General features: G+C 55.9%; 15 protein-coding genes and 2 pseudogenes. 8 read left to right on the plus strand and 9 right to left on the minus strand.

Going from position 1 to position 21,024, the window contains the following annotated elements; all coding sequences use genetic code 11:
* Nucleotides 1-6: 6 nt before the first annotated feature.
* From yeiB to AU511_RS03890, 6 genes and pseudogenes are all read right to left on the minus strand, one after another.
* Nucleotides 7-1,185 carry a DUF418 domain-containing protein YeiB gene (gene yeiB, locus AU511_RS03865; protein ID WP_094101026.1) on the minus strand — a complete coding sequence of 393 codons (1,179 nt, stop codon included), beginning with the start codon at nt 1,183-1,185 and terminating at the stop codon, nt 7-9.
* Between the two features lie 202 nt (nt 1,186-1,387).
* Nucleotides 1,388-2,053: a GTP cyclohydrolase I FolE gene (gene folE / locus AU511_RS03870; protein ID WP_026740489.1), complete on the minus strand. Its 666-nt coding sequence runs from the start codon at nt 2,051-2,053 to the stop codon at nt 1,388-1,390.
* 306 nt (nt 2,054-2,359) lie between these two features.
* Nucleotides 2,360-4,028, minus strand: a pseudogene (locus AU511_RS03875) (methyl-accepting chemotaxis protein).
* A 438-nt stretch (nt 4,029-4,466) separates the two neighbouring features.
* Nucleotides 4,467-6,155: a methyl-accepting chemotaxis protein gene (locus AU511_RS03880; protein WP_094108822.1), complete on the minus strand. Its 1,689-nt coding sequence runs from the start codon at nt 6,153-6,155 to the stop codon at nt 4,467-4,469.
* A 684-nt stretch (nt 6,156-6,839) separates the two neighbouring features.
* Entirely contained in the window at nt 6,840-7,178 is a 339-nt protein-coding gene (locus AU511_RS03885; RefSeq protein ID WP_094101023.1) for an ArsR/SmtB family transcription factor, read from the minus strand.
* 63 nt (nt 7,179-7,241) lie between these two features.
* Nucleotides 7,242-8,360 (minus strand): alkene reductase, encoded by a 1,119-nt coding sequence (locus AU511_RS03890; RefSeq protein WP_094108823.1) that lies wholly within the window; start codon nt 8,358-8,360, stop codon nt 7,242-7,244.
* A 217-nt stretch (nt 8,361-8,577) separates the two neighbouring features.
* Between AU511_RS03890 and AU511_RS03895 the strand changes: the two genes are divergently transcribed.
* The 4 genes from AU511_RS03895 (at nt 8,578) to AU511_RS03910 (ending at nt 11,930) form a co-directional block, all read left to right on the plus strand.
* The gene (locus AU511_RS03895) at nt 8,578-9,441 is read left to right on the plus strand and encodes a LysR family transcriptional regulator (protein ID WP_094108824.1); all 864 of its coding nucleotides are present in this window, start codon (nt 8,578-8,580) and stop codon (nt 9,439-9,441) included.
* A gap of 90 nt (nt 9,442-9,531) precedes the next feature.
* Nucleotides 9,532-10,653: an S-(hydroxymethyl)glutathione dehydrogenase/class III alcohol dehydrogenase gene (locus AU511_RS03900; protein WP_094108825.1), complete on the plus strand. Its 1,122-nt coding sequence runs from the start codon at nt 9,532-9,534 to the stop codon at nt 10,651-10,653.
* Between the two features lie 17 nt (nt 10,654-10,670).
* Nucleotides 10,671-11,513: an S-formylglutathione hydrolase gene (fghA, locus tag AU511_RS03905; protein ID WP_094108826.1), complete on the plus strand. Its 843-nt coding sequence runs from the start codon at nt 10,671-10,673 to the stop codon at nt 11,511-11,513.
* Between the two features lie 204 nt (nt 11,514-11,717).
* Nucleotides 11,718-11,930: a KTSC domain-containing protein gene (locus tag AU511_RS03910; RefSeq protein WP_094101018.1), complete on the plus strand. Its 213-nt coding sequence runs from the start codon at nt 11,718-11,720 to the stop codon at nt 11,928-11,930.
* A 43-nt stretch (nt 11,931-11,973) separates the two neighbouring features.
* On the opposite strand, the pseudogene AU511_RS03915 reads toward AU511_RS03910, so the two are convergent.
* Nucleotides 11,974-13,057, minus strand: a pseudogene (locus AU511_RS03915) (oxidoreductase).
* 267 nt (nt 13,058-13,324) lie between these two features.
* Here AU511_RS03915 and AU511_RS03920 point away from each other — a divergent pair.
* The 3 genes from AU511_RS03920 to AU511_RS03930 all read left to right on the plus strand — a co-directional run bounded on the left by AU511_RS03920 (nt 13,325) and on the right by AU511_RS03930 (nt 17,221).
* The gene (locus AU511_RS03920; protein ID WP_094108827.1) at nt 13,325-14,836 is read left to right on the plus strand and encodes a sugar ABC transporter ATP-binding protein; all 1,512 of its coding nucleotides are present in this window, start codon (nt 13,325-13,327) and stop codon (nt 14,834-14,836) included.
* Nucleotides 14,833-15,828 (plus strand): ABC transporter permease, encoded by a 996-nt coding sequence (locus tag AU511_RS03925; protein WP_094108828.1) that lies wholly within the window; start codon nt 14,833-14,835, stop codon nt 15,826-15,828. Before AU511_RS03920 ends, AU511_RS03925 begins: the two co-directional genes overlap by 4 nt.
* 202 nt (nt 15,829-16,030) lie before the next feature.
* Nucleotides 16,031-17,221 carry a sugar transporter gene (locus AU511_RS03930; RefSeq protein ID WP_094108829.1) on the plus strand — a complete coding sequence of 397 codons (1,191 nt, stop codon included), beginning with the start codon at nt 16,031-16,033 and terminating at the stop codon, nt 17,219-17,221.
* A gap of 220 nt (nt 17,222-17,441) precedes the next feature.
* On the opposite strand, the gene AU511_RS03935 is transcribed toward AU511_RS03930, so the two are convergent.
* Together AU511_RS03935 and yieE are read right to left on the minus strand one after the other, a co-directional pair.
* Nucleotides 17,442-18,914, minus strand: a complete 1,473-nt coding sequence (locus AU511_RS03935) for an amino acid permease (RefSeq protein WP_094108830.1) — start codon at nt 18,912-18,914, stop codon at nt 17,442-17,444.
* A gap of 184 nt (nt 18,915-19,098) precedes the next feature.
* Nucleotides 19,099-19,983 (minus strand): DNA-binding transcriptional regulator YeiE, encoded by an 885-nt coding sequence (gene yieE / locus AU511_RS03940; protein ID WP_094101013.1) that lies wholly within the window; start codon nt 19,981-19,983, stop codon nt 19,099-19,101.
* A gap of 112 nt (nt 19,984-20,095) precedes the next feature.
* Between yieE and AU511_RS03945 the strand changes: the two genes are divergently transcribed.
* Nucleotides 20,096-21,024 (plus strand): YeiH family protein (locus AU511_RS03945; protein ID WP_094108831.1); only part of this gene is annotated, 929 nt, incomplete at its 3' end.

The following is a 21,024-nucleotide window of genomic DNA, read 5'->3' on the forward strand; positions in this document are numbered from 1 at the left end:
CCGAGTTTATTCGCTAATGGCGACATCGGGCTTGCCTGCGACAAACCGCGTCAGGCGACGCCACAACCACTCCATCGGCCCCTGCCGGAAAACCCGCAGCCAGTAATGCGCGAACAGCAGATTGACGATCCATACCGGCGGCACCAACGCCAACAGCGCCAGCCGGTCGAGCTTCATGAACCAGCCCAGCCGGTAGAACAGCGTGGTGCAGATCAGCGTTTGCAGCAGATAGCTGCTTAGCGCCATCCGACCGATATCGCTAATCCACTTTGTCGGACGCCAGTGCCGCAGCGTCGGCCAATAGCCATAGCACAGCGCCAGATAGCCAATGGCTTGCAGCGGCGCGCTCAGTTCGCCGGGGATCTGCAACAACAGTCCGCACCAGCGATACTCCCAGTTCAGATGCCACTGCGCCGCCGCACCCGCTCCGTCGATGATCAGCGCGGGAACCAGCAGTACCAGCGCGACTTTACGATAGTGGCTCAGACTGAATTCGCCCTTCAGCCAACCGCTGCGCATTAGCGCGCCGCCAAGCAGCATCGCCCCGCAGAGCAGCCAGCCGTACTGCACGCCCATCGATAGCAGACTTTGACTCAGCATCGAGAGCCGATTGCTCCAGGCTTCCGGGCCGCCGGTCACCAGCCAGTGCGCCTCGTAGGCTAGATCGCCAGGGCCTGGCTGCCAAAATCGGCCGCCGGTTTGGCTCAGCAGTTGGCTCAACACCACCAGTATGGCGACCCCCGCCAGATACATGATCGTCCCTGCGCGCAACAGCATTCTGGTGCTGTCAGCCATCCGCAGCATGCCGCAACACACCAGACCAATCAGCCCGTAATCCAGCAAAATGTCCCCATCCCAGAAGAACAAGCTGTGGATCAGGCCGAAGATCATCAGCCAGAACAGTCGTGCGTGGATCCAACTCCGCCCTCTCGGCTGTAAAAGCTGCAAGCTCGCGCCGAACAGCAAAGCGAACATGGTCAGAAATTTCCCCTGCACCAAAATATCCATGATCGCCCAGGTCCAGGCATCGCGCACAGAGGGCTGACCGTTATAGGCGGGGTTGAGGTAGGCGGCTTCCGGCAAACCGAAGGCGGAAACGTTCATCAGCAGGATGCCAAGCAACGCCACGCCGCGGACAAAATCCAACGTGGCGATGCGGGGTTGTACTCGGGAGGGAGTGACCATAGGCGTAAAGGTAGCTCGCAGTCTAAGTAAATACGGGTGTTGTTCGGTTCATAAATTGTAATGACTGAGAGTCTAAAAACCTACGTTTTTACCTCTCCGGGCAAAGAGGTAGGGTAGATGGAGGGATAAAACTGACGTGGCGGGCGTAAAAACCGGCGTCGTTACTATCCCCGACGCCGGTGAATTTTTACCGTGCGTGCCCCTAGTTGTGGTGACGCACCGCGCGCAGGAACTCCTGGCGCGTATTCTGACTGGACTTGAACAAACCGCCCAACGATGTTGTGGTGGTGGCGCTGGTGGCGTCGCGAATACCCCGCGCTTTGACGCAGTAATGCACCGCATCAATAGAGACGGCGACGTTATTCGTGCCCAACAGCGTTTGCAGTGCGACCAAAATCTGCTGGGTCAGACGTTCCTGCACTTGCGGACGCTGGGAGAAAAATTGCACGATGCGGTTGATCTTGGACAGGCCGATGACGCCATCCTTAGGGATATAGGCGACTGTCGCCTTGCCGTCGATGGTCACAAAGTGATGCTCGCAGGTGCTGGTCAGCGTGATATCGCGCACCGTCACCATCTCATCCACCTTCATTTTGTTTTGAATAATGGTGATCTTGGGGAAGTTGGTGTAATCCAGGCCAGCGAAGATCTCTTCGACGTACATCTTGGCGATACGGTGCGGCGTTTCCGTCAGGCTGTCGTCCGTCAAATCCAGACTCAGCAGATTCATGATTTCCGTCATGTGTTCCGCGATGCGGCTTTTCCGAGTCTCCCGGTCCAGCATTTCTCCGCGCAGCGGCGTTTCCAGTCCGCGCGCCAGCAGCGCCTCATGTACCAGGGCGGCTTCTTGGGTCAAAGGTGATGACATTATCGTTCTCCAGCAGATGTAACTTAATGCGGCGCCCTACCGTCTTCAGGCGTTGCCCGCAACAGGCCGTGGAATTGACGACTGCACACATGAAATCGATACAGTGCCACTGACGGATGCACCCTGCGCGAATCCGCGCAATTTAACGAGGGACACAGCCTAATGGAGAGTTCGGCGATGATCCAGTGATTGTGTATCGTGATTGATGAAATTGCTGCAAGTGATGAAGTTTGACGACCACAGACAGGGGGGCAGATACGGTTATTCGGCTGGTTGTAATTAGCCGAATAACCGGGTGCGAAACGTTTAGAATTTTTCCCAGCCGTCATTATCGTTCGCCCGCGTGGCGGGCAAAAGTTTCACGGCCGGCGTCGTTTTTTGTTTCACCGACGGGAATCGCGTGGTCGTAATGGGACAGTTGTCATCTTCTAACTGGAAGAGAGCCACCACGTTCGCCAGTTCGTGCGACTGCTGATCCAACTGCGCGACCGCCGCCGTCGACTCTTGCACCAACGCGGCATTTTGTTGCGTCACGCCGTCCAGTTCATGTACAGCCTGGCCAACCTGAGTAATCCCCTGGGTTTGCTCGTCGGTGGCGGCGTTAATTTCGCCGATCAGATCGCTGACGTGGGCAATCGCCGTGATGATAGTATCCATCGCTTCAGCAGACTGCTGCACCTGCTTATCGCCCACCTGCACATTCACTTCCGACTCCGCGATCAACTCTGCGATCTCCTTCGCGGCCTGGGCGCTGCGCTGTGCGAGACTGCGAACCTCACTCGCGACTACGGCGAATCCCCGTCCCTGCTCGCCGCCGCGCGCGGCTTCCACCGCCGCATTCAACGCCAAAATGTTGGTCTGGAACGCAATGCCGTTAATCACGTTGGTGATGTCTGAGATCTTACTGGAGCTGGAGGTGATTTTTGCCATGGTCTTGGCCACGTTGCTGCTGATTTCTCCGCCTTTCTTGGCCACACCCGCGGCATCCTGGGCCAGTAGACGCGCCTGGTGCACGTTGTCCGCATTGTGTTTCACGGTCGAACTCAGCTGTTCCATGCTGGCGGCCGTCTCTTGCAGCGCCGCCGCCTGTTGCTCAGTGCGCCGCGACAGGTCCTCGCTTCCTACCTTGATTTCCGATGTCCCGAGGTCAATGGAATGCGTGGTGTCGCGAATGGCGGTCACAGTATCGCGCAGTCGCGACTGCAATAGTTTGATGTCCGGGATCAACCGACCCGCGCAGTTACGTCCGAACTCAATCAGCTCGCAACCCAGACGCCCTGCCGTCAGCTGGGCCAGATGGGATTTGATCACCGCAATCGGCTTGACCAAATAGTTTCGCAGATAATATTCGGTGAAGATGAGCACCACGATGCCAGCGAGCAGCACAATGATGATCGTATCGCGGTTGCGCGCATTGTGATCGCTAATAGAAGGAATGATTTTGGAGGCGGACATCTCGTCGCTGTATTTTTTCAGCTCATCGCCAAACGTCCATGCCATCGGCGGAAAAACCTGGCGGAACAGCGTGCGGAAACTCGCGAGATCGTTACGCTGCAGCGCGGAATTCATGGGGTCCACAGCATCCGTGATCACCTTTTCCCAAATGGTGTACACGCCGTTTGCGGTGGTCGGCTCAATCCCGATGTGTTCGGAATTTTTGAAGTTTTCCAGTGCCGTTTTCGTATTCTGGATGGCGGTCTGCGCCATATCCATCGTCTTTTTGGCGTTAACCTGATCGTTCTCCTGCATATAATCCATCGCTCGTTCCAATCGGATCACGGCGCGGAAGTACTGGTCATTGCCGTAAATCAGATAGGAATAATTTTTTTTTCTGCGCTTCGCCCTGCGTCAGTAAATTGGTCGCCTGATTCAGAGAATAAATACTGTATCCCGACGCGATGCCCCATATCACGATCAATGTGCCTACAATGGCTAATACCATTGCATGTATGCTGATGTTTCTCAGAAAATGCATATCCCACCCCATGAGAGTCTTTAATAGGCTCGCGCCCTGACGCGAACAATATTCTTTCTTATCGATAAATGAATGTGCCGCGGTGATTAACACTGTTAAGACGCGCAAAACTCTGCCCTGTTGCTCGCCTTAACTCGCTGATTCTAAAGACCCGCCAGAGAAATGCAGCCAGGCAGGAACGGTGCGTAGGCAACCGTCCCAGACACCTGCCGGGTTTTAATGCCCTAAGTATAGGCACGGATATAAAAAGGGGTATTCAGAGCCACGCTTTTATCTAAAGCCAAAAGAGACCGGCGACTGCGCGAGCGAAAAACACTATTTTTGGCTCTGCGGATTCTGGCGACCCGGGGGTTATATCGCGAGTATCGAATAAGGAGGGATAATAAGAAACGCACCGGAGAAACCGGTGCGCTCAGAGGTGCTCATTAATGACGGAAATTAAAACTGTTCCCAGTTGTCATTGCTGTTTTGCCTCATGCTGGCGGCAGATGCTGCGACCCGCGCCGTTTTTTGGCTCAGCGCTGGGCGTTTTAACTCCAGGCCGCTTTGGGGGCGACCGGAAGTCGGACGCGCTTCACTCTCTAACTTGAAGACGGCGACGGCATCAGTCAGATGGCGCGCCTGTTCTTCCAGAGATCCTGCGGCGGCAGAGGCTTCCTGCACCAGCGCGGCATTCTGTTGAGTCACTCCGTCCATTTGCGTTACTGCCGTGCCAACCTGCTCGATACCGCGGCTCTGCTCATCCGAGGCCGAAGCGATTTCTCCAATCAGATCGTTAACGTGGATAATAGAAGTAATAATCGTGCCCATCGCTTCGCCGGCTTTTTTCACCTGGCTGGAACCGATATCGACGCGTGATACGGACTCGGCAATCAGGCTTTCAATCTCCTTGGCCGCCTGAGCGCTGCGCTGCGCCAGATTGCGGACTTCACCCGCCACCACGGCGAAACCTCGCCCTTGTTCACCGGCTCTGGCCGCTTCGACCGCCGCATTCAACGCCAAAATATTGGTTTGAAACGCGATGCCGTTGATGACGCTGGTGATATCCGCAATCTTCCGGGAACTGGTCGTAATGTCATTCATCGTCCCCACAACTTCATCCGTAATCTCGCCGCCTTTACGCGCGACGGTAGACGCATCTTGCGCCAGTTTGCTGGCCTGATGAACGTTTTCGGCGTTCATTTTCACGGTCGAGCTCAGCTCTTCCATACTCGCCGCCGTCTCCTGCAATGCGGCGGCCTGCTGTTCGGTACGCGCGGACAGGTCGTTGTTGCCTAAGCGAATCTCGCTGGAGCCCTGATGGATGGAGAAGGCACTGTCGCGGATGGTACTCACCGTCGCGCGTAGGCTGTTTTGCAAAAAGGTCACGTGCGGGAACAGCTGCCCGGCGCAGTTGCGGCCAAACTCTTTCAGATCGAAGCTCAGCTGGCCTTCGCTCAGACGTTCAAGGTGCGATTTCAGTTGATTGATCGGCTTCACCAGATAGTTGACCAGATATCGGTCGCTGATTATCAGAATGATCAGGCCAAGCACCATCGTCACAATCAATATGCTTTTGTTCATCGAGACCATCGAATGGACATCGTCAATGGCCTGATTGGTTTGTAGCGCTTCAGCAAATTGGTCTGAATTGGCAGCAAAGCTGACGCTCAGGGCAGGATACGTTACACGGTAAATCTGGCGAAAGTCGTCTATACGACCCGCCTGTAGTGCAGCGAACATGGGGTCGATCCCCGACTCAATCAGCGAAGTCCAGGTCGACGCCGTTCGGGTGATTAACGCCGGGTCAATCTCGAGAGGATCGTTCTGCCGAAACTGTTCCAGCGCGTCTTTGGTATTTTTAATGGCGACGTTGGCTGAGTCCAGCACGGCTTTCGCCGTTGCCGTATCACCAAGCTGCACATAGTCGGCGCTTCTCAGCATACGCGTCACGGCGCGAAAATAGTGATCGCCGCCTTTGACCAGTATTAGATAACTTTTTTTCTGCGACTGATTGACGTCAAGCCGCGATCCCATTTTATTGAATTCGGAAACGGTAAATAAAGATACGCCGACCCAAAGCAGGAGGAATATGCCAAGTATGATTAACATCATAGCCCTGATGGTGACATTCTTCAGAAAGCTCATAAATAAACTCCGTATGTTTTACTAACGATTTCATGCCCGCGCTGATAAACAACCCGGGATGTTAAATCTGTAAAATCGTTCTTTTATTAAAGGGAATAATAGATGCGGTCGGTTGCCGCTTGTTGGCGGGTTCACCCTGGCCGTTCCATTTTTCAATATATTAACCACGCAATTAACAAATGGCGCGGCTAGTATATATCGGCCTAGCGATGAGGTTATTGATTATTTTTAATAGTCTTATGAAAAGTGACAAAACTAATGGCAGTAGACGTTAAGAGTCAAAGGCCCTGTGCTTAAACGGCGATGTTAATGCTGTTTTTATTCATTAATGGAAAAACAAATATTAATCATTCCTTGAATTAAAAGGATAAAATTTCACTCACCTTGAATTTGTTTTATCTCTTTATGCATTACCGTCATTGAGCGAGGGATAAATCTACCCGCTTAAACAGTCTCTGTAATGGGAAAAGGTAATCACGCCCGTTACTGATATTCGTATTCCTGCTCAGGGGATTAACTTTCTGCGGTAAACCGAATCAAAATGATTATTTTTCCCGTCTGATTCATTAAGTCATGGCAAGTTAAAACCCGCCCCATCGACTTAATCATTAGCCTACGGTCATTAAAATAAAGACCGTATCCTGTGATCGCGGGAATAAAGCGGGCGCGTTTGAATCAAAAGAGTTAACGCGACGGCTCGTCGTCTGTGACGCTCACGCCCAAATCGTCGATCAACGCGGTCATGATGGCGGAAATCTGGCTTTCGTTGCGTTTGTAGTAGGTCCAAATGCCCACCTTGGTGGCTTCCACCACGCCTAACTCCTGCAGGCTTTTCAGGCATAAAGAAGTGGCTGGCTGCGATAAGCCCGCCTTTTTCTGAATCAAACTCGCGCATACGCCGTATTGCTGATAGTCGTAAAGTTGCGTGTCATCGGCGAATGCGGTGTCAGGGTCCTTCAACCAAACTAAAATGGCTCTGCGCGTAGGATGAGAAAAAGCTTTGAGCGCCTCGTTTAAGCCCATAAATCATTCACCTTGTAGTCATAGTCAGCGGCATCTCAGCAGATGCCGCCCGCTTAAATACGCTTAGCTCGACGGATAGTCAATATAACCTTTATCCGTTCCGCCATACAGCGTGCCTGCGTCAACGGCGTTTAACGCCAGGCCATGCCGGATACGGTGCGGTAAATCCGGGTTGGCGATAAAGGTACGGCCGAAGCCGAACAGATCGCCGTATCCCCGCGCCAGCATGCGTTCCGCTTTTTCCTGGGTATATTTCCCTGCATACATGATCACGCCGGAGAAGGTCTCACGCAGCGCCTGACGGAATGATTCCGGCAGCTCGGGATTGTTCTCCCAGTCAGCTTCCGCAATCGACAAATAGGCGATCCCCATCGACTGCAACATAGCAGCCGCAGAGACGTATGTATGATGCGGATCATTTTCCACCAGCCCCAGATAAACACGCTCTTCGTCGGTAGTTTCAAACAGCGGCGCGAAACGGACGCCGACCCGCGATGCGCCGAAAACGTCGATGACGGCTTCGGTCACTTCTTTTAGGAAGCGCAGACGGTTAGTCAGCGAGCCGCCGTATTCGTCGGTACGTTGGTTGGTATGGTGAGAGATGAACTGGTTGATCAGGTAACCGTTGGCGGCGTGCAGTTCGACGCCGTCAAAGCCCGCGTCTCGCGCATTCTCCGCCGCCTTGCGATACTGCTGCACCAGCGCCTTTACCTCGTCTGTCGACAACTCGCGAGGCATACTCGGGTCCGCCAGCGTACCGGTACCCGGCCCGGTTTCAATAAAGACTTTGACGTTTTCGGCCCGCAGTGCAGACGGGGCGACCGGCGCTGCGTCGCCAGGCTGCAGCGACGTATGCGAAACGCGGCCCACGTGCCACAGCTGGCAAAAAATTACGCCGCCCTCTTCATGTACCGCGTCGGTCACCTTACGCCAGCCCGCCACTTGCTCCGCATTATAAATCCCCGGCGTCCAGGCATAACCCTGCCCCTGAGGTTCAATCTGGCTGCCTTCCGTCACCATAAAACCGGCGGTGGCGCGCTGGCGATAGTAGGTCGCCATCAGATCGTTGGGGATATCGCCAGGCTGGGTACTGCGGGAGCGGGTCAACGGCGGCAGGGCAATACGGTTGCGCAATGTGAAATCCCCGAGGGTCAGGGGAGTAAATAGTGAATGTTCAGACATCATTTTTTTCCAATATCGGTGAAAGAAGTACGTCACCCTAACACATTTATAGATTTAAATGTAATGATATGACATCATCTTTTTTACCGTTTGCCTCCTGCATCGAATTTGATGCAATGTATCCTAATTAGTTAAGAAACATTGCAACTATGTAAACCAACCTATACTATTCAGTTTATCAAAACTAAACAGATAAACTTATTCACGAATAGAGAAGATGGACCTAACCCAACTCCGCATGTTTTGTCTGGTTGCCGATAGCGGCTCCATGGCTCGCGCCGCCGAGCAACTACAGCGGGTTCCTTCCAATCTGACAACACGATTACGTCAGTTGGAGTTAGAACTCGGTACAGATCTGTTCATCCGTGAAAAACAACGCCTGCGGCTATCGCCTGCCGGACACAACTTTCTGGGGTACGCCCGCAAAATCCTCGCGTTAAGCGATGAAGCGTTAATGATGAGCCACAGTGGCGCGCCCGGGGGACAGTTTGTGCTTGGTACGGAAGAAACCGCCGCCCTGCTGTGGTTGCCCGAACTGTTGGCTCAATTTCACTCTCGATTCCCGCAGGTAGCGATCACGCTGAAATGCGCCGCCGGATCACAGTTATTGGATGAAGTGAGTCACGGCGATCTGGCCGCCGCGCTGGTCAGTTGTCCTATCGACAACGAGGCGCTGCACCACTGTCGGATAGTAAGCGATCGCCTGGTGCTCATTACCTCTCGCCAGCATCCTGCTGTGAATCAAGCCAAAGATTTGGACGGCGCGGTGATCCTGCAAGCTGCCGATGCCAGCGATTACCGGTCGCGCCTTACCAACTGGAGCCGCGGTCAGAGCTCGCTATCGGGGCCGTGGAGCACAGTGAACTCGCTCAGCACGCTGGTGGCGAGCGTCGCCGGCGGCGCGGGCGCGGCATTTCTCCCTCAGTCCGTATTGACCGCGCTCCCCGGCGGCAGCCAGGTTCAGGTCCATTCGCTTCCTGAGACGGTCGCCGATATCGCCGTCGAACTGGTCTGGCGTCGGGATGCTTTTGGTCCCAACGTCGAAGCCTTGAAAAAACTGATGATTGAACGATTCTCATAGTAAGCCTTTTCGCGAGGTCGCAGGGCGACCTCATCGTGATCCATAACGACCCCGTGAAATTACCGCGAGTCATTGATACAGGAATTCACTATGCAAACCATTAAAACCCGTGCCGCCGTCGCCTGGGGGCCCAACCAGCCGTTGTCCATCGAAGAAGTCGATTTGATGCCGCCGCAGAAAGGGGAAGTGCTGGTACGCATCATTGCCAGCGGCGTGTGCCACACCGACGCCTATACCCTGTCTGGTAAAGATCCCGAAGGTGTGTTCCCGGCGATCCTCGGTCATGAGGGCGCAGGAATTGTCGAAGCCATCGGCGAAGGCGTCACCAGCGTCGCCGTCGGCGATCACGTCATTCCGCTCTATACGCCGGAATGCGGGGAATGTAAGTTCTGTCGGTCGGGCAAAACCAACCTGTGTCAGGCAATCCGCACCACGCAGGGTAAAGGCCTAATGCCGGACGGCACCACCCGCTTCTCGAAAGACGGCCAACCCATTTTCCACTACATGGGAACGTCGACTTTCGCTGAACATACCGTGGTTCCTGAGATTTCGCTGGCAAAAATCAGCCCTGAGGCTCCGCTGGAAGAAGTCTGCCTGCTGGGCTGCGGCGTCACCACCGGCATGGGCGCCGTCACCAACACGGCGAAAGTGCAGCCGGGCGACACGGTAGCGGTATTCGGCCTAGGCGGTATTGGCCTTTCTGCCATTATTGGCGCCAAAATGGCTGGTGCGGGACGCATCATCGGCATCGACATCAACACCAGCAAGTTTGAACTGGCGCGTAAACTGGGCGCGACGGATCTGGTGAACCCGAAAGAGTACGACAAACCGATTCAGGATGTGATCGTCGAGATGACCGATGGCGGCGTCGATTTCTCCTTCGAGTGTATCGGCAACGTCAACGTCATGCGTTCGGCGCTGGAGTGCTGTCATAAAGGCTGGGGCGAGTCGGTCATCATCGGCGTCGCCGGCGCGGGCGAAGAGATTTCCACCCGTCCGTTCCAGTTAGTGACCGGTCGCGTATGGCGGGGTTCGGCCTTCGGCGGCGTGAAAGGCCGCAGCCAACTGCCGGACATCGTCCAGCGCTACCTGAATGGCGAATTCCCGCTGAACGACTTCATCACCCATACAATGAAACTGGAAGACATCAACGACGCTTTCGACCTGATGCACGAAGGTAAATCTATCCGTACCGTGATTCACTTTGATTAAGCGGAGGTCGTCCTGTCATGACTGCGCCACTGGAACTTCTGGAGCAACATCGTCTGTTCGGCGGTTGGCAACAGCGCTATCGCCATACCTCTGCCGTAATGCAGTGCGATATGACCTTCAGTCTTTATCTGCCGCCGACAGCGGATAAAACGCCGCCGCCGGTTGTGTATTGGCTCTCCGGCCTGACCTGCACCGATGAGAACTTCGCGATCAAATCCGGGGCGCAGCGCGTCGCGGCCGAGTTGGGTCTTGCGCTGGCGATCCCCGACACCAGCCCCCGTGGCGAAACGGTCGCCGACGACAGCGGGTACGATTTGGGTCAAGGCGCGGGGTTCTACGTGAATGCGACCGAAGCGCCGTGGCAGCCGCACTATCGGATGTTCGACTACATCAGCGATGAACTCCCGCAGCTGATTCAGCAGCATGTCCACGTTAGCGATCGTCAGTCCACCAGCGGTCATTCGATGGGCGGCCACGGCGCGCTGATGCTGGCGCTGCGTCATCCGGGAAGGTATCGTTCGGCGTCGGCTTTCGCCCCTATTGTCAATCCCAGCGCGGTGCCTTGGGGACGTAAAGCGTTCAGCGCCTATCTTGGCGAAGACGAACAGCTTTGGCGCGACTACGACAGCTGTCATCTGCTGGCCGCCAGCGAGCATCCGCTGCCGATACTGATCGATCAGGGCGAGGATGACCCGTTCCTGCCGGAGCAGCTGCAGCCGCAAAAGCTGGAAACGATCGCCCGCCAGCGAGAGTGGCCTCTGACGCTGCGTATGCAGCCTGGCTATGATCACAGTTACTTTTTCATCGCCAGCTTCATTGAAGATCACCTGCGTTTTCACGGGAAATTCTTGCAGCGATAAAGTGAGAGGGGTTTAATACCTGTACGGGCACAGGCGGGGCTTGTCTTATCTGAGGTCTGGCGGCATGAGACCGATCTTCCGGATTTCAGCGTACTGCCTTGCATGCCCGTCCCGTAGATAAAACAAGACACACACAGTCACAGCATTGCAGAACGCCCACATCCTCAGGCGGTAATGCTGCACAGCTAACAGGGAGTGACCAATTTGCAACGTAAGCGTGTTTCATCCGCCGATCTGTTTGCCGTCGGCTACGATGCTGAAACCAGCATTCTCGAAATCGAATTACTGAATGGAAGCCTGTACCAGTATCAAGGCGTCGCACGCATGATCTATGAAGAGCTGCTCGCCTCGAGTGCGAAAGGCAGCTATTACACTCGCTACATCAAAAATTCATTTCCCTACGAAAAATTGCAGTAATCATTCAGGGCGGAAAACCGCCCTACCTTCATGATCTTACTCACTATCTCACGGACTCCACCCGCCTGAATGCGGTCATCAGACGCGCCTCATCCAGCGCCATCGGGACAGAGTGGATGGATTCACCCGGTTGTAAGGTTCGAGCGACAATGGCCTTTATCGCCGCTGTATCGTTGATGTCTATCGCCAGATCGGCCAGCGTCGTGGGCAATCCCATTAGACGAAACGCCCTACTAAGCTCAAGCAGCGCATCGGTATCTTCCAGCAGCGCGCACTGTACCAGAATGCCGTAGGCCACCTTGGTGCCATGGAGAAAACGCTCCGTATGCGGCAACACCGTCAGACCGTTATGCACCGCATGCGCCGCCGCCACGCGGGTGTAACGCTCGCCCAGACCGCCGACCATGCCGCCGCCGGCGATAATCGCTTCGACGACATCCAGAAAGTCCTGATTAATCGTTCCCGTTTCAACCGCCTTCAGCGCGGCTTCGCTTTGTCGGAGCAACACGTTGCGAATGTCTAATGCCGTCTGCAACCCCAGCCGAACGGTCAGCGGCAGCGTTTCCGGGCGGGGGCTCAGCACCACGGCTTCGTACCACTTCGCGAGCGTATCGCCGATACCAGCAAGCAGATAGTCCACCGGCGCAGACAGGATGATGCGCGGCTCCACCAACACCATATGGTTCGCATCTTCGAAGATTTCGAAGCGCAAAGCCTGCCCTTCGTCGTTATACCAGACGGACAGCGGCGTCCACGCCGCGCAGGTCGCCGCGATAGTCGGGATCGCCACGAACGGAACGCCCAAACGACGCGCCACGACTTTGGCGGTATCCAACACCGCCCCGCCGCCAACACCAATCACGACAGAACGATCGTCGCCCGCCAGCGTGACCCATCGCTCGACTTCGCTTTCACTGCAATGGGCGGCAAACTGCGCCTGTTTAGCGCCTTCCGACGAAAATTCAGCAGGTAGATAAGGTTTTGCGGCGTTCAGCGCGCGCGCGCGTGGATCCACAGCGCACGTTCAAGCCTCGGCGCAGATAGAATTCTGTCAGTTTGTCGATAGCCCCTGGAAAGGAAAAGTAATTTGCCGGCCCAACCTGGACGCGGATAGGTGTTGTGCTCATTATCGGTTATTCCTTGCGTTACAACGTGTTGGCCTTTTATTGCGGCAGGGGGGTTCACCCCGAGTGCGGTTTTTGTCGTCAGACCGTCAACGCATCTTAAAATCATCAGGTCCTATTCTTAATCACTTTTTAGCTTAAGTTATGCTTTTTCATTTTTAAACGGGCCGCGAATCCCCATCATTCCGCATTCTTTATCTCAAAAAAGTGTGTTAGTTTTCAGCCAGCTAACGCCACAATCCCTTATCGCCGAGACGAGTTGCCGTAGTTATGTCCATTGCTCACCGTTCACGTTTGGAAATGCGCGACATTTCCATTTCCTTCGCCGGTTTCCCGGCGTTAAAACAGGTGCAGTTTGCCCTGGAGGGCGGTTCTATCCACGCTCTGACGGGCGCTAACGGCGCCGGAAAATCGACTTTAATGGCGGTTCTGTCGGGGTCGCACGACCGCTATACCGGCAACATTTTGCTGGACGGCGCCCCCCTCTCTATCCACTCCCCGCGCGATGCTAAGCGGTACGGCATTCATCTGGTTCAGCAGGAAGTCGATGCGGCGCTAGTACCGACGCTCTCGGTCGCCGAAAACATCATGCTGGACACGCTGGCGCAAAATGGCCACGGTCTGAACTGGCCGCACCTTCGCCGTCAAGCCGCTGCTTTGCTGGCTCAACTAGGGATAAACCTCAACGTGCGTCGCCGTATGGAGCACTGCTCGCTGGCGGAAAAACAGCAGGTGCTGCTGGCGCGCGCGCTGTCGCATGATTGCCGTTTTCTGATCCTCGACGAGCCGACGGCGCCGCTGGACCAGGAAGAGAGCGAACAGCTCTTCGCCGTGGTACGTCGCTTGCAGGCGGAAGGGATGGGTATCGTTTTCATCTCCCACCGTATCCACGAGTTGAAAGCGATTTGCGATACGCTCACCGTTCTGCGCGACGGCGAATTTGTCAGCCGTACGCCGATGCAGGGGTTGAGCAGCGAACAGATCGTTGAAAATATGCTCGGTCATCAGTTAACCGACATCTTCCCGCCTCGGTCATCGGTGACGCATGACAAGACGTTGTTGCGCGTTGACGGCCTGCACGACGACACCCTGTTGCGGGATATCTCTCTGACGCTGCGCGAAGGGGAAATTCTGGGTATCGCCGGACTGGCGGGCGCCGGAAAGACGGAGCTGTGTAAGGCGCTGTTTGGCGCGAGCCGCAGCCGCCTTCACGCGGGAGAATATCGGGGTCGGAAGTGGAAACCGCGCTCCCCTGCCGAGTCAGTCGCCGTCGGGATTGCACTGGTGCCGGAGGAGCGCCGCAAGGAAGGCATTTTCATTGATGAAACCGTGTCTATGAACCTGAGTATCGCCGCCAGCGACAGCTTTTCCCGCTGGGGCATATTCAGTGGACGTCAGGCCGCCGCCTGGGCGAAAACCTTGATCAGCCGGCTCGACATTCGTACCCGAGGGCCTCGACAGACCATTCGTCGATTATCCGGCGGCAACCAGCAAAAGGTCGCCATCGGTAAATGGATGCGCAGTGATATGCAGGTGCTGATTTTCGACGAACCGACCAAAGGCGTGGACATCAAAGCCAAGCAGGATCTGTTTGGTTTGATGGGTGAGCTGTCGCGACAAGGGAAAGGCATTATTTACGCCTCGGGGGAATTTTCCGAACTGGTGGGGCTGTGCGATCGCATCTGCGTCCTGTGGGATGGCCGTATCGTAGCGGAACTGGACGCCGCAACGACGGACGAAGAAACGCTTTTATTATATTCAACCGGAGGAACTCCCGCGTGAGTCAGCCACATTCATCTAACGGGGCTCTCCCTGTCTTCAATCGTCTGTTCGATTTCCTGTACAAATGGGGCATGCTGCTGACCGTTGTCGCGCTGGTGACGCTGTTCGGACTGGCATCAGATAATTTTCTCGACCCGTACAATATCATCAACATTCTGCGATCCATCGCCATTGTGACGGTGATCGCGATCGGTGTTTCGCTATCATTGTCCGTCGGCGGCTTCGACCTGTCTGTCGGCTCCACGGCGTCTCTGGCCAATGCGTTGGTGGTTTCGCTGTTCGTCTGGTATGGCTTTGGCACGACGGGCGCCATTTTGCTGACGCTGGCGTTGTGTATGCTGGTGGGATTATTCAACGCTTTCTTGATCGTTATTCTGCGCATTCCGGACATGCTGGCGACGCTGGCGAGTCTGTTTGTGATCCAGGGCGTCGCGATGACCTACAGTTACGGCGGCTCGATCACCCAAAACATGGTTTTACCCAGCGGGGAAATGGCGGAAGGTCTGATTCCAGCGTTTTTCTCCACCCTCGGGCAGGTGCCGACCATCGTCGTGATCATGCTGGTGGTTACCGTCGTCGTACAACTGTACCTCTCGCTGACCAAACACGGCCGCCGGATGTACGCCATCGGCGGTAATCCCGAAGCCGCGCGCCTCGCCGGTATTCGCACCGCGCGTTACCGGGTCATGGCCTACGTATTTTCCTCGCTGCTGGCCGCGCTGGGCGGTATCTTGCTGGCGTCGCGCATCGGTTCTTCCCAGGTCAATGCCGGCGGCGGCTATTTGATGGATGCCGTGGCCGCCGCCTATATCGGCTTTTCGCTCGCCGGTTCCGGTAAACCGAACGCATTGGGCACGCTGGTCGGCGCCGTTCTGCTGGGCGTGTTGCAAAATGGTTTGGTCATGTTATCCGTGCCTTATTACGCCATGGACATCATTAAGGGGCTGGTGCTCGCTGCCGCGCTGGCGATGACCTACTTCCAAAAACGCTAAGCCGCTCACCGGCGTATCGAATGCCTTTTACGATTGATACGCCGGTGACCACGCCTGTTATTGCACAAACCGGTTAACTTCTCGTTATAAAGCACACATTTCGCTTAAAAAAGTTCATACAAAATTGTGAACTACATCGTATTCCTTTACCTCTTTGTCTAAAATAAGCGCGTCCGTCCTTATTAATTTTCGAGAAACATTTATGGAATCCGCCGCTCCATCACGCTCCACAGCCTGGATGCGTGTCATTACGCTATCCGTTGCCGCGTTTATTTTTAATACCACCGAGTTTATTCCGGTCGGACTTCTCAGCGGCATTGCGCAGAGTTTTGCCATGAAGACCGAAGAAGTTGGGCTGATGATTACCATTTACGCCTGGATTGTGACTCTGGCGTCGTTGATCTGCATGCTGCTGACCAGCGGTATCGAGCGGCGCAAGTTGCTCATCGGCGTCTTTTGCCTGTTTATCGCCAGCCATGTCCTGTCGGCGATGGCCTGGAACTTCACCGTACTCGTGATTTCCCGCGCCGGGGTGGCGCTGGCGCACTCGGTGTTCTGGTCGATCACCGCCTCGCTGGCGATCCGCATGGCGCCGCCGGGAAAACGCGCAGCCGCACTGAGTATGCTCGCCACAGGGACGGCGCTGGCGATGGTGCTGGGCCTGCCGATGGGTCGCATCGTGGGCCAGCTGCTGGGCTGGCGCGTGACCTTCATGGTGATTGCGGTCGGCGCCACGATTTCGCTGATCCTGCTGGCGCGCCTGTTGCCGCGTATGCCGAGCGAACACTCCGGCTCGCTGGATAGCGTTCCGATGCTGTTCAAGCGTCCGGAGCTGGTGACAGTGTATGTGCTGATCGTGATTCTGGTCACCGCGCACTTCACGGCTTACAGCTACATCGAGCCGTTTATTCAGAATGTGGCGGGGCAGTCCGAGAACTTCACGACGCTGATCCTGCTCCTGTTCGGAGCTGCGGGTATCCTCGGCAGCGTGCTATACAGCCGCTACAGCGATAAACACCCGACCGGTTTTCTGCTCAGCGCGATTGGACTGTTGGTGCTGTCGCTCGTGTTGCTGCTGCCTGCCGCGGGCTACGAGTCAAGCATGATCATCCTGTGCATGGTGTGGGGCATGGCGGTCATGGGGATTAGTCTGGCGATGCAGACTAACGTCCTCAGTCTGGCTCCTGACGCCAGCGATATTGCGATGTCTATCTTCTCGGGCCTGTATAACCTGGGCATTGGCGCGGGCGCCCTGCTCGGCAGTAAAGTCAGCCTGTATTTGGGCATGAGTACGATTGGGTATGTGGCTGCGCCGTTGGCAGTACTGCCGTTGGCGTGGATCCTCTACGCCTACTACCGTCGAACCCGTCCGGAAACTCACCCCGCCGTCTAACGGCTCACGCCCTCCCCCCTCCGGCTCCCTGCGGGCCGGAGTTTTCGCCCCTCCTTGTGTCCTCCGCCTGACCCACGCCCTGTTCTTGATCGTCCATGAACCACGCACGAAGCTGGTACCTTTCATTTTCGCCTTAAACCACCGTCACACGACGCCCATAAAAAAGGCCGGTCAGCACGTAGCGTGCGACCAGCCTTTTCACTGACTGTCCTAAACGGGATTATTTATAGCGCGGAAAAACCATGTCGGCGTATTTCACAAAGCGCGTCCGTTTTACCAACTTATAGCTGAGCCAGATCAACAGGAACAGCGGAATACCGATGTAGGTCGCCGCCACGCCGTACCAGTCGATTTTGTCCGCCAGAAACGCCTGATAGTTTTGTCCCAATGTGATGATCAGGCAGAGCACAAACGCGAAGATCGGCCCCATTGGGAAGAAACTGGACAGGTAGGGTAACGCCGCTAAATCCCCGCCCTGCTTAACGTAACCACGGCGGAACCGATAGTGGCTGATGGCGATGCCAAGCCACGCAATAAAACCGGTCATCCCCGAGGTATTCAGCAGCCACAGGTAAACCGTCTGATTGCCGAACATGGAGGTCAGGAAGCACAGCGCGGCCACAACGGTCGTCGCATACAGCGCGTTGCGCGGCACACCGCCACGGGAGAGTCGGCCGAAAATCGCCGGTGCTTTCCCTTCTCTCGCCAACGTGAACAGCATACGGGTCGAAGCATACATGCCGGAGTTACCCGCCGACAGCACGGCCGTCAATATCACGGCGTTCATCACCGCAGCGGCAGACAGCAGACCCGCGTTCTGGAAGACCAGCGTGAACGGACTGACGCTGATGTCTTTGACATCGGTACGCAGTAAATTAGGGTCGGTGTAAGGAATAATTAGGCTGATAATCAGGATGGCGAACACATAGAACAGCAGGATACGCCAGAACACCTGACGGATGGCGCGAGGAATGTTCTTCTGCGGATCTTGGGATTCACCGGCGGCGATTCCAATCAGTTCGGTCCCCTGGAAGGAAAAGCCCACGATCATCGCGACGCCGATCATCGCTGAGAAGCCGCCCGCGAATGGCGCATCGCCAATTTGCCAGTTATGCAGGCCCGCGTGCTCACCGCCTCTCAGGATACCGACAATCATCAGCACGCCCACGCCGATAAATACCAGCACGGTGACCACTTTGATAAGAGAGAACCAGTATTCCGCTTCGCCAAACCCTTTGACGGAGATGTAGTTCAGCAGGAAGATCACGGTCAGGAACAGGGCGCTCCAAATCCAGCCCGGTACATCGGGATACCAGTACCCCATCACCAGCTGCGCCGCAACGAGATCGACGGCGATAGTCACTGCCCAGTTGTACCAGTAGTTCCAACCCAGCGCGAAGCCGAATCCCTCTTCCACATAGCGTGAGCCGTAGGTCGAGAAAGAGCCGGAGACCGGCATGAAGGCCGCCAGCTCACCGAGGCTGGTCATCAGGAAGTAGACCATCAAACCAATGAGCACATAAGACAACAGCGCGCCGCCCGGTCCGGCCTGCGCCACGGTGGCCCCGGAGGCCACAAAGAGTCCTGTGCCGATCGAGCCGCCAATGGCGATCATCGTCAAATGCCGTGCTTTGAGTTCACGGCGTAGCGTTCTGCCCCCTTGTGGTGGGGTCTGAGTATCGTGTTGAGCCATCTTGATTCCGCTTGGCCGATAAAATTGAGGCCCGGATTGTAACAAATACCCTCCGGCTGGGTAGCTGGAATCGCGAATCATAAGAGAGGTTAATAACCCGTTCCTAATTATAAGGAACAGCTATTTATATCGCGTGGAGAGACTCATTGCCCGTCCCTTCATTCAGAATGCGGATAATGGCGGTTTACACTTCGCAGACCGGTTGGCGGCAATAGTCCAGAAAACGGCACAACACGTTGGACAGATGCTTTTGCCGATGATGAACCAGATAAAGCGTGCGATTAAGGTGCGGCAACGGCACCTGGAGCTCCACCAGCGCGCCGGACGCCAGCTGATCGGCAATCACATGACGCGACAGGCAACTGATCCCCATGCCGTAACGCACTGCGTGCTTAATGGCCTCTGAGTTGCCCAGTTCCATCATCAACTGGAAATGCGGCAACCTGTCCAGCAGCAAATGGTCCAGCACTTCACGCGTCCCCGATCCCTGCTCGCGCAGAATCCACGGCGCATTCGCCAGCGCTTCTAAGGTCACCGCCCCCTGCCCGGCCAACGCGCTGTCTGCGGCACAGAACACGACCAGTTCATCCTCGACCCAGGCCTGCGTGATCAGGTCCGGATGATGACAGGGCCCTTCGATCAATCCGAGGTCCACGCTGAACTGCGACACCGCATTGACCACGTCCTGCGTGTTGCCGACCTGCAACTCCAGCGGCGTATCGGGGGAATCGTGGCGATAGCGCGCGATGATTGCGGGCATCAAATAATTGCCGATGGTACTGCTAGCGTAGATGCGCAGGGCACCGACGTCACGACGAAACAGCTGTTCGATCTCCGAAGACTGTTCCAGCAGCGCCAATGCCTTTGGGAACAGCAACCGTCCATGTTCATTGACCAGCAGCCGCTTACCCACCCGGTCAAAAAGCTGTACGCCCAGATGCCCTTCCAGGTCGGACAACGCCGCGCTAACGGCCGATTGCGACAACGCCAGCGCGACGGAAGCCTGCGTCGTCGACCCCGTCTTTAAAACTTCGGTAAAGACTTCAAGCTGACGTAAGGTGATGTGCATAGTGGGCTCTTATCGTTAATACTCATAGGTTATAAATATATAATCAATTTCTATTTTAAGCACGCGGCGCATAGGCTGTGACCCCAAGAGATTCCGTCACAAGGTGCATGCTATGCCGATATTCCTGGCCCGGCTTCGGGCTGTTCCCACCACGTTCACCGTCCGGCCCCAGTTGCCCGGCCTGCTCGCGATAGGACTACTCACGCTGGCCGTTCTGTGGCTGGCGAATGTCCCCACGGTGATGCGCTGGGGATTGGGCTCACTGACGCTGGCGATCCTGCTCGGCATGGTGCTGGGCAATACGCTCTATCCATGGGTGCAGGGATCGTGCGACGCGGGCGTGCAGTGGGCGAAACATTATCTGCTACGTCTTGGGATCGTGCTCTATGGATTCAAGCTCAGCTTCGTACAGCTTACCGCCATCGGCCCTCGCGGACTGATGGTCGACGTCCTCACACTGACCTCCACGTTGCTCTTGGCCTGCTGGCTGGGCCGCCGCTGGTTCAAGCTGGATGAACAAACGGTATGGCTTATCGGCGCAGGCAGCAGCATCTGCGGCGCGGCGGCGGTGCTGGCGACCGCGCCTGTATTGAAAGCCTCCGCCGATAAAGTCGCCGTCGCGGTTTCCACCGTGGTGATATTCGGCACAACGGCCATGTTTCTTTACCCCTGGATCTACGCACACCTCCAATCCAACCATGCGACCCTGTTTACGGCGCAGACGTTCGGCGTCTATCTCGGGTCGACGCTGCATGAGGTTGCGCAGGTGGTCGCCGCGGGCCATGCTATTAATAACGAAGCGGAAAGCATGGCGGTCATCGCCAAGATGCTGCGCGTGATGCTGCTGGCGCCCTTTCTGTTTCTGCTCGGCCTGTGGCTGAAACGGCGGCATTCTCCCGACGCCGGAGCGGTGGAAACCGCGCCGATGATGTTTCCCTGGTTTGCCGTCGTGTTTATTGTGGTGGCGGGGTTTAATTCCCTCTCATTGCTACCTGCGGACTGGGTTGACATGCTGATCAAACTCGATGGCGTGCTGCTGAC

The organism is Lonsdalea iberica (genome assembly GCF_002111585.1).
In the GTDB taxonomy this organism is placed as follows: domain Bacteria; phylum Pseudomonadota; class Gammaproteobacteria; order Enterobacterales; family Enterobacteriaceae; genus Lonsdalea; species Lonsdalea iberica.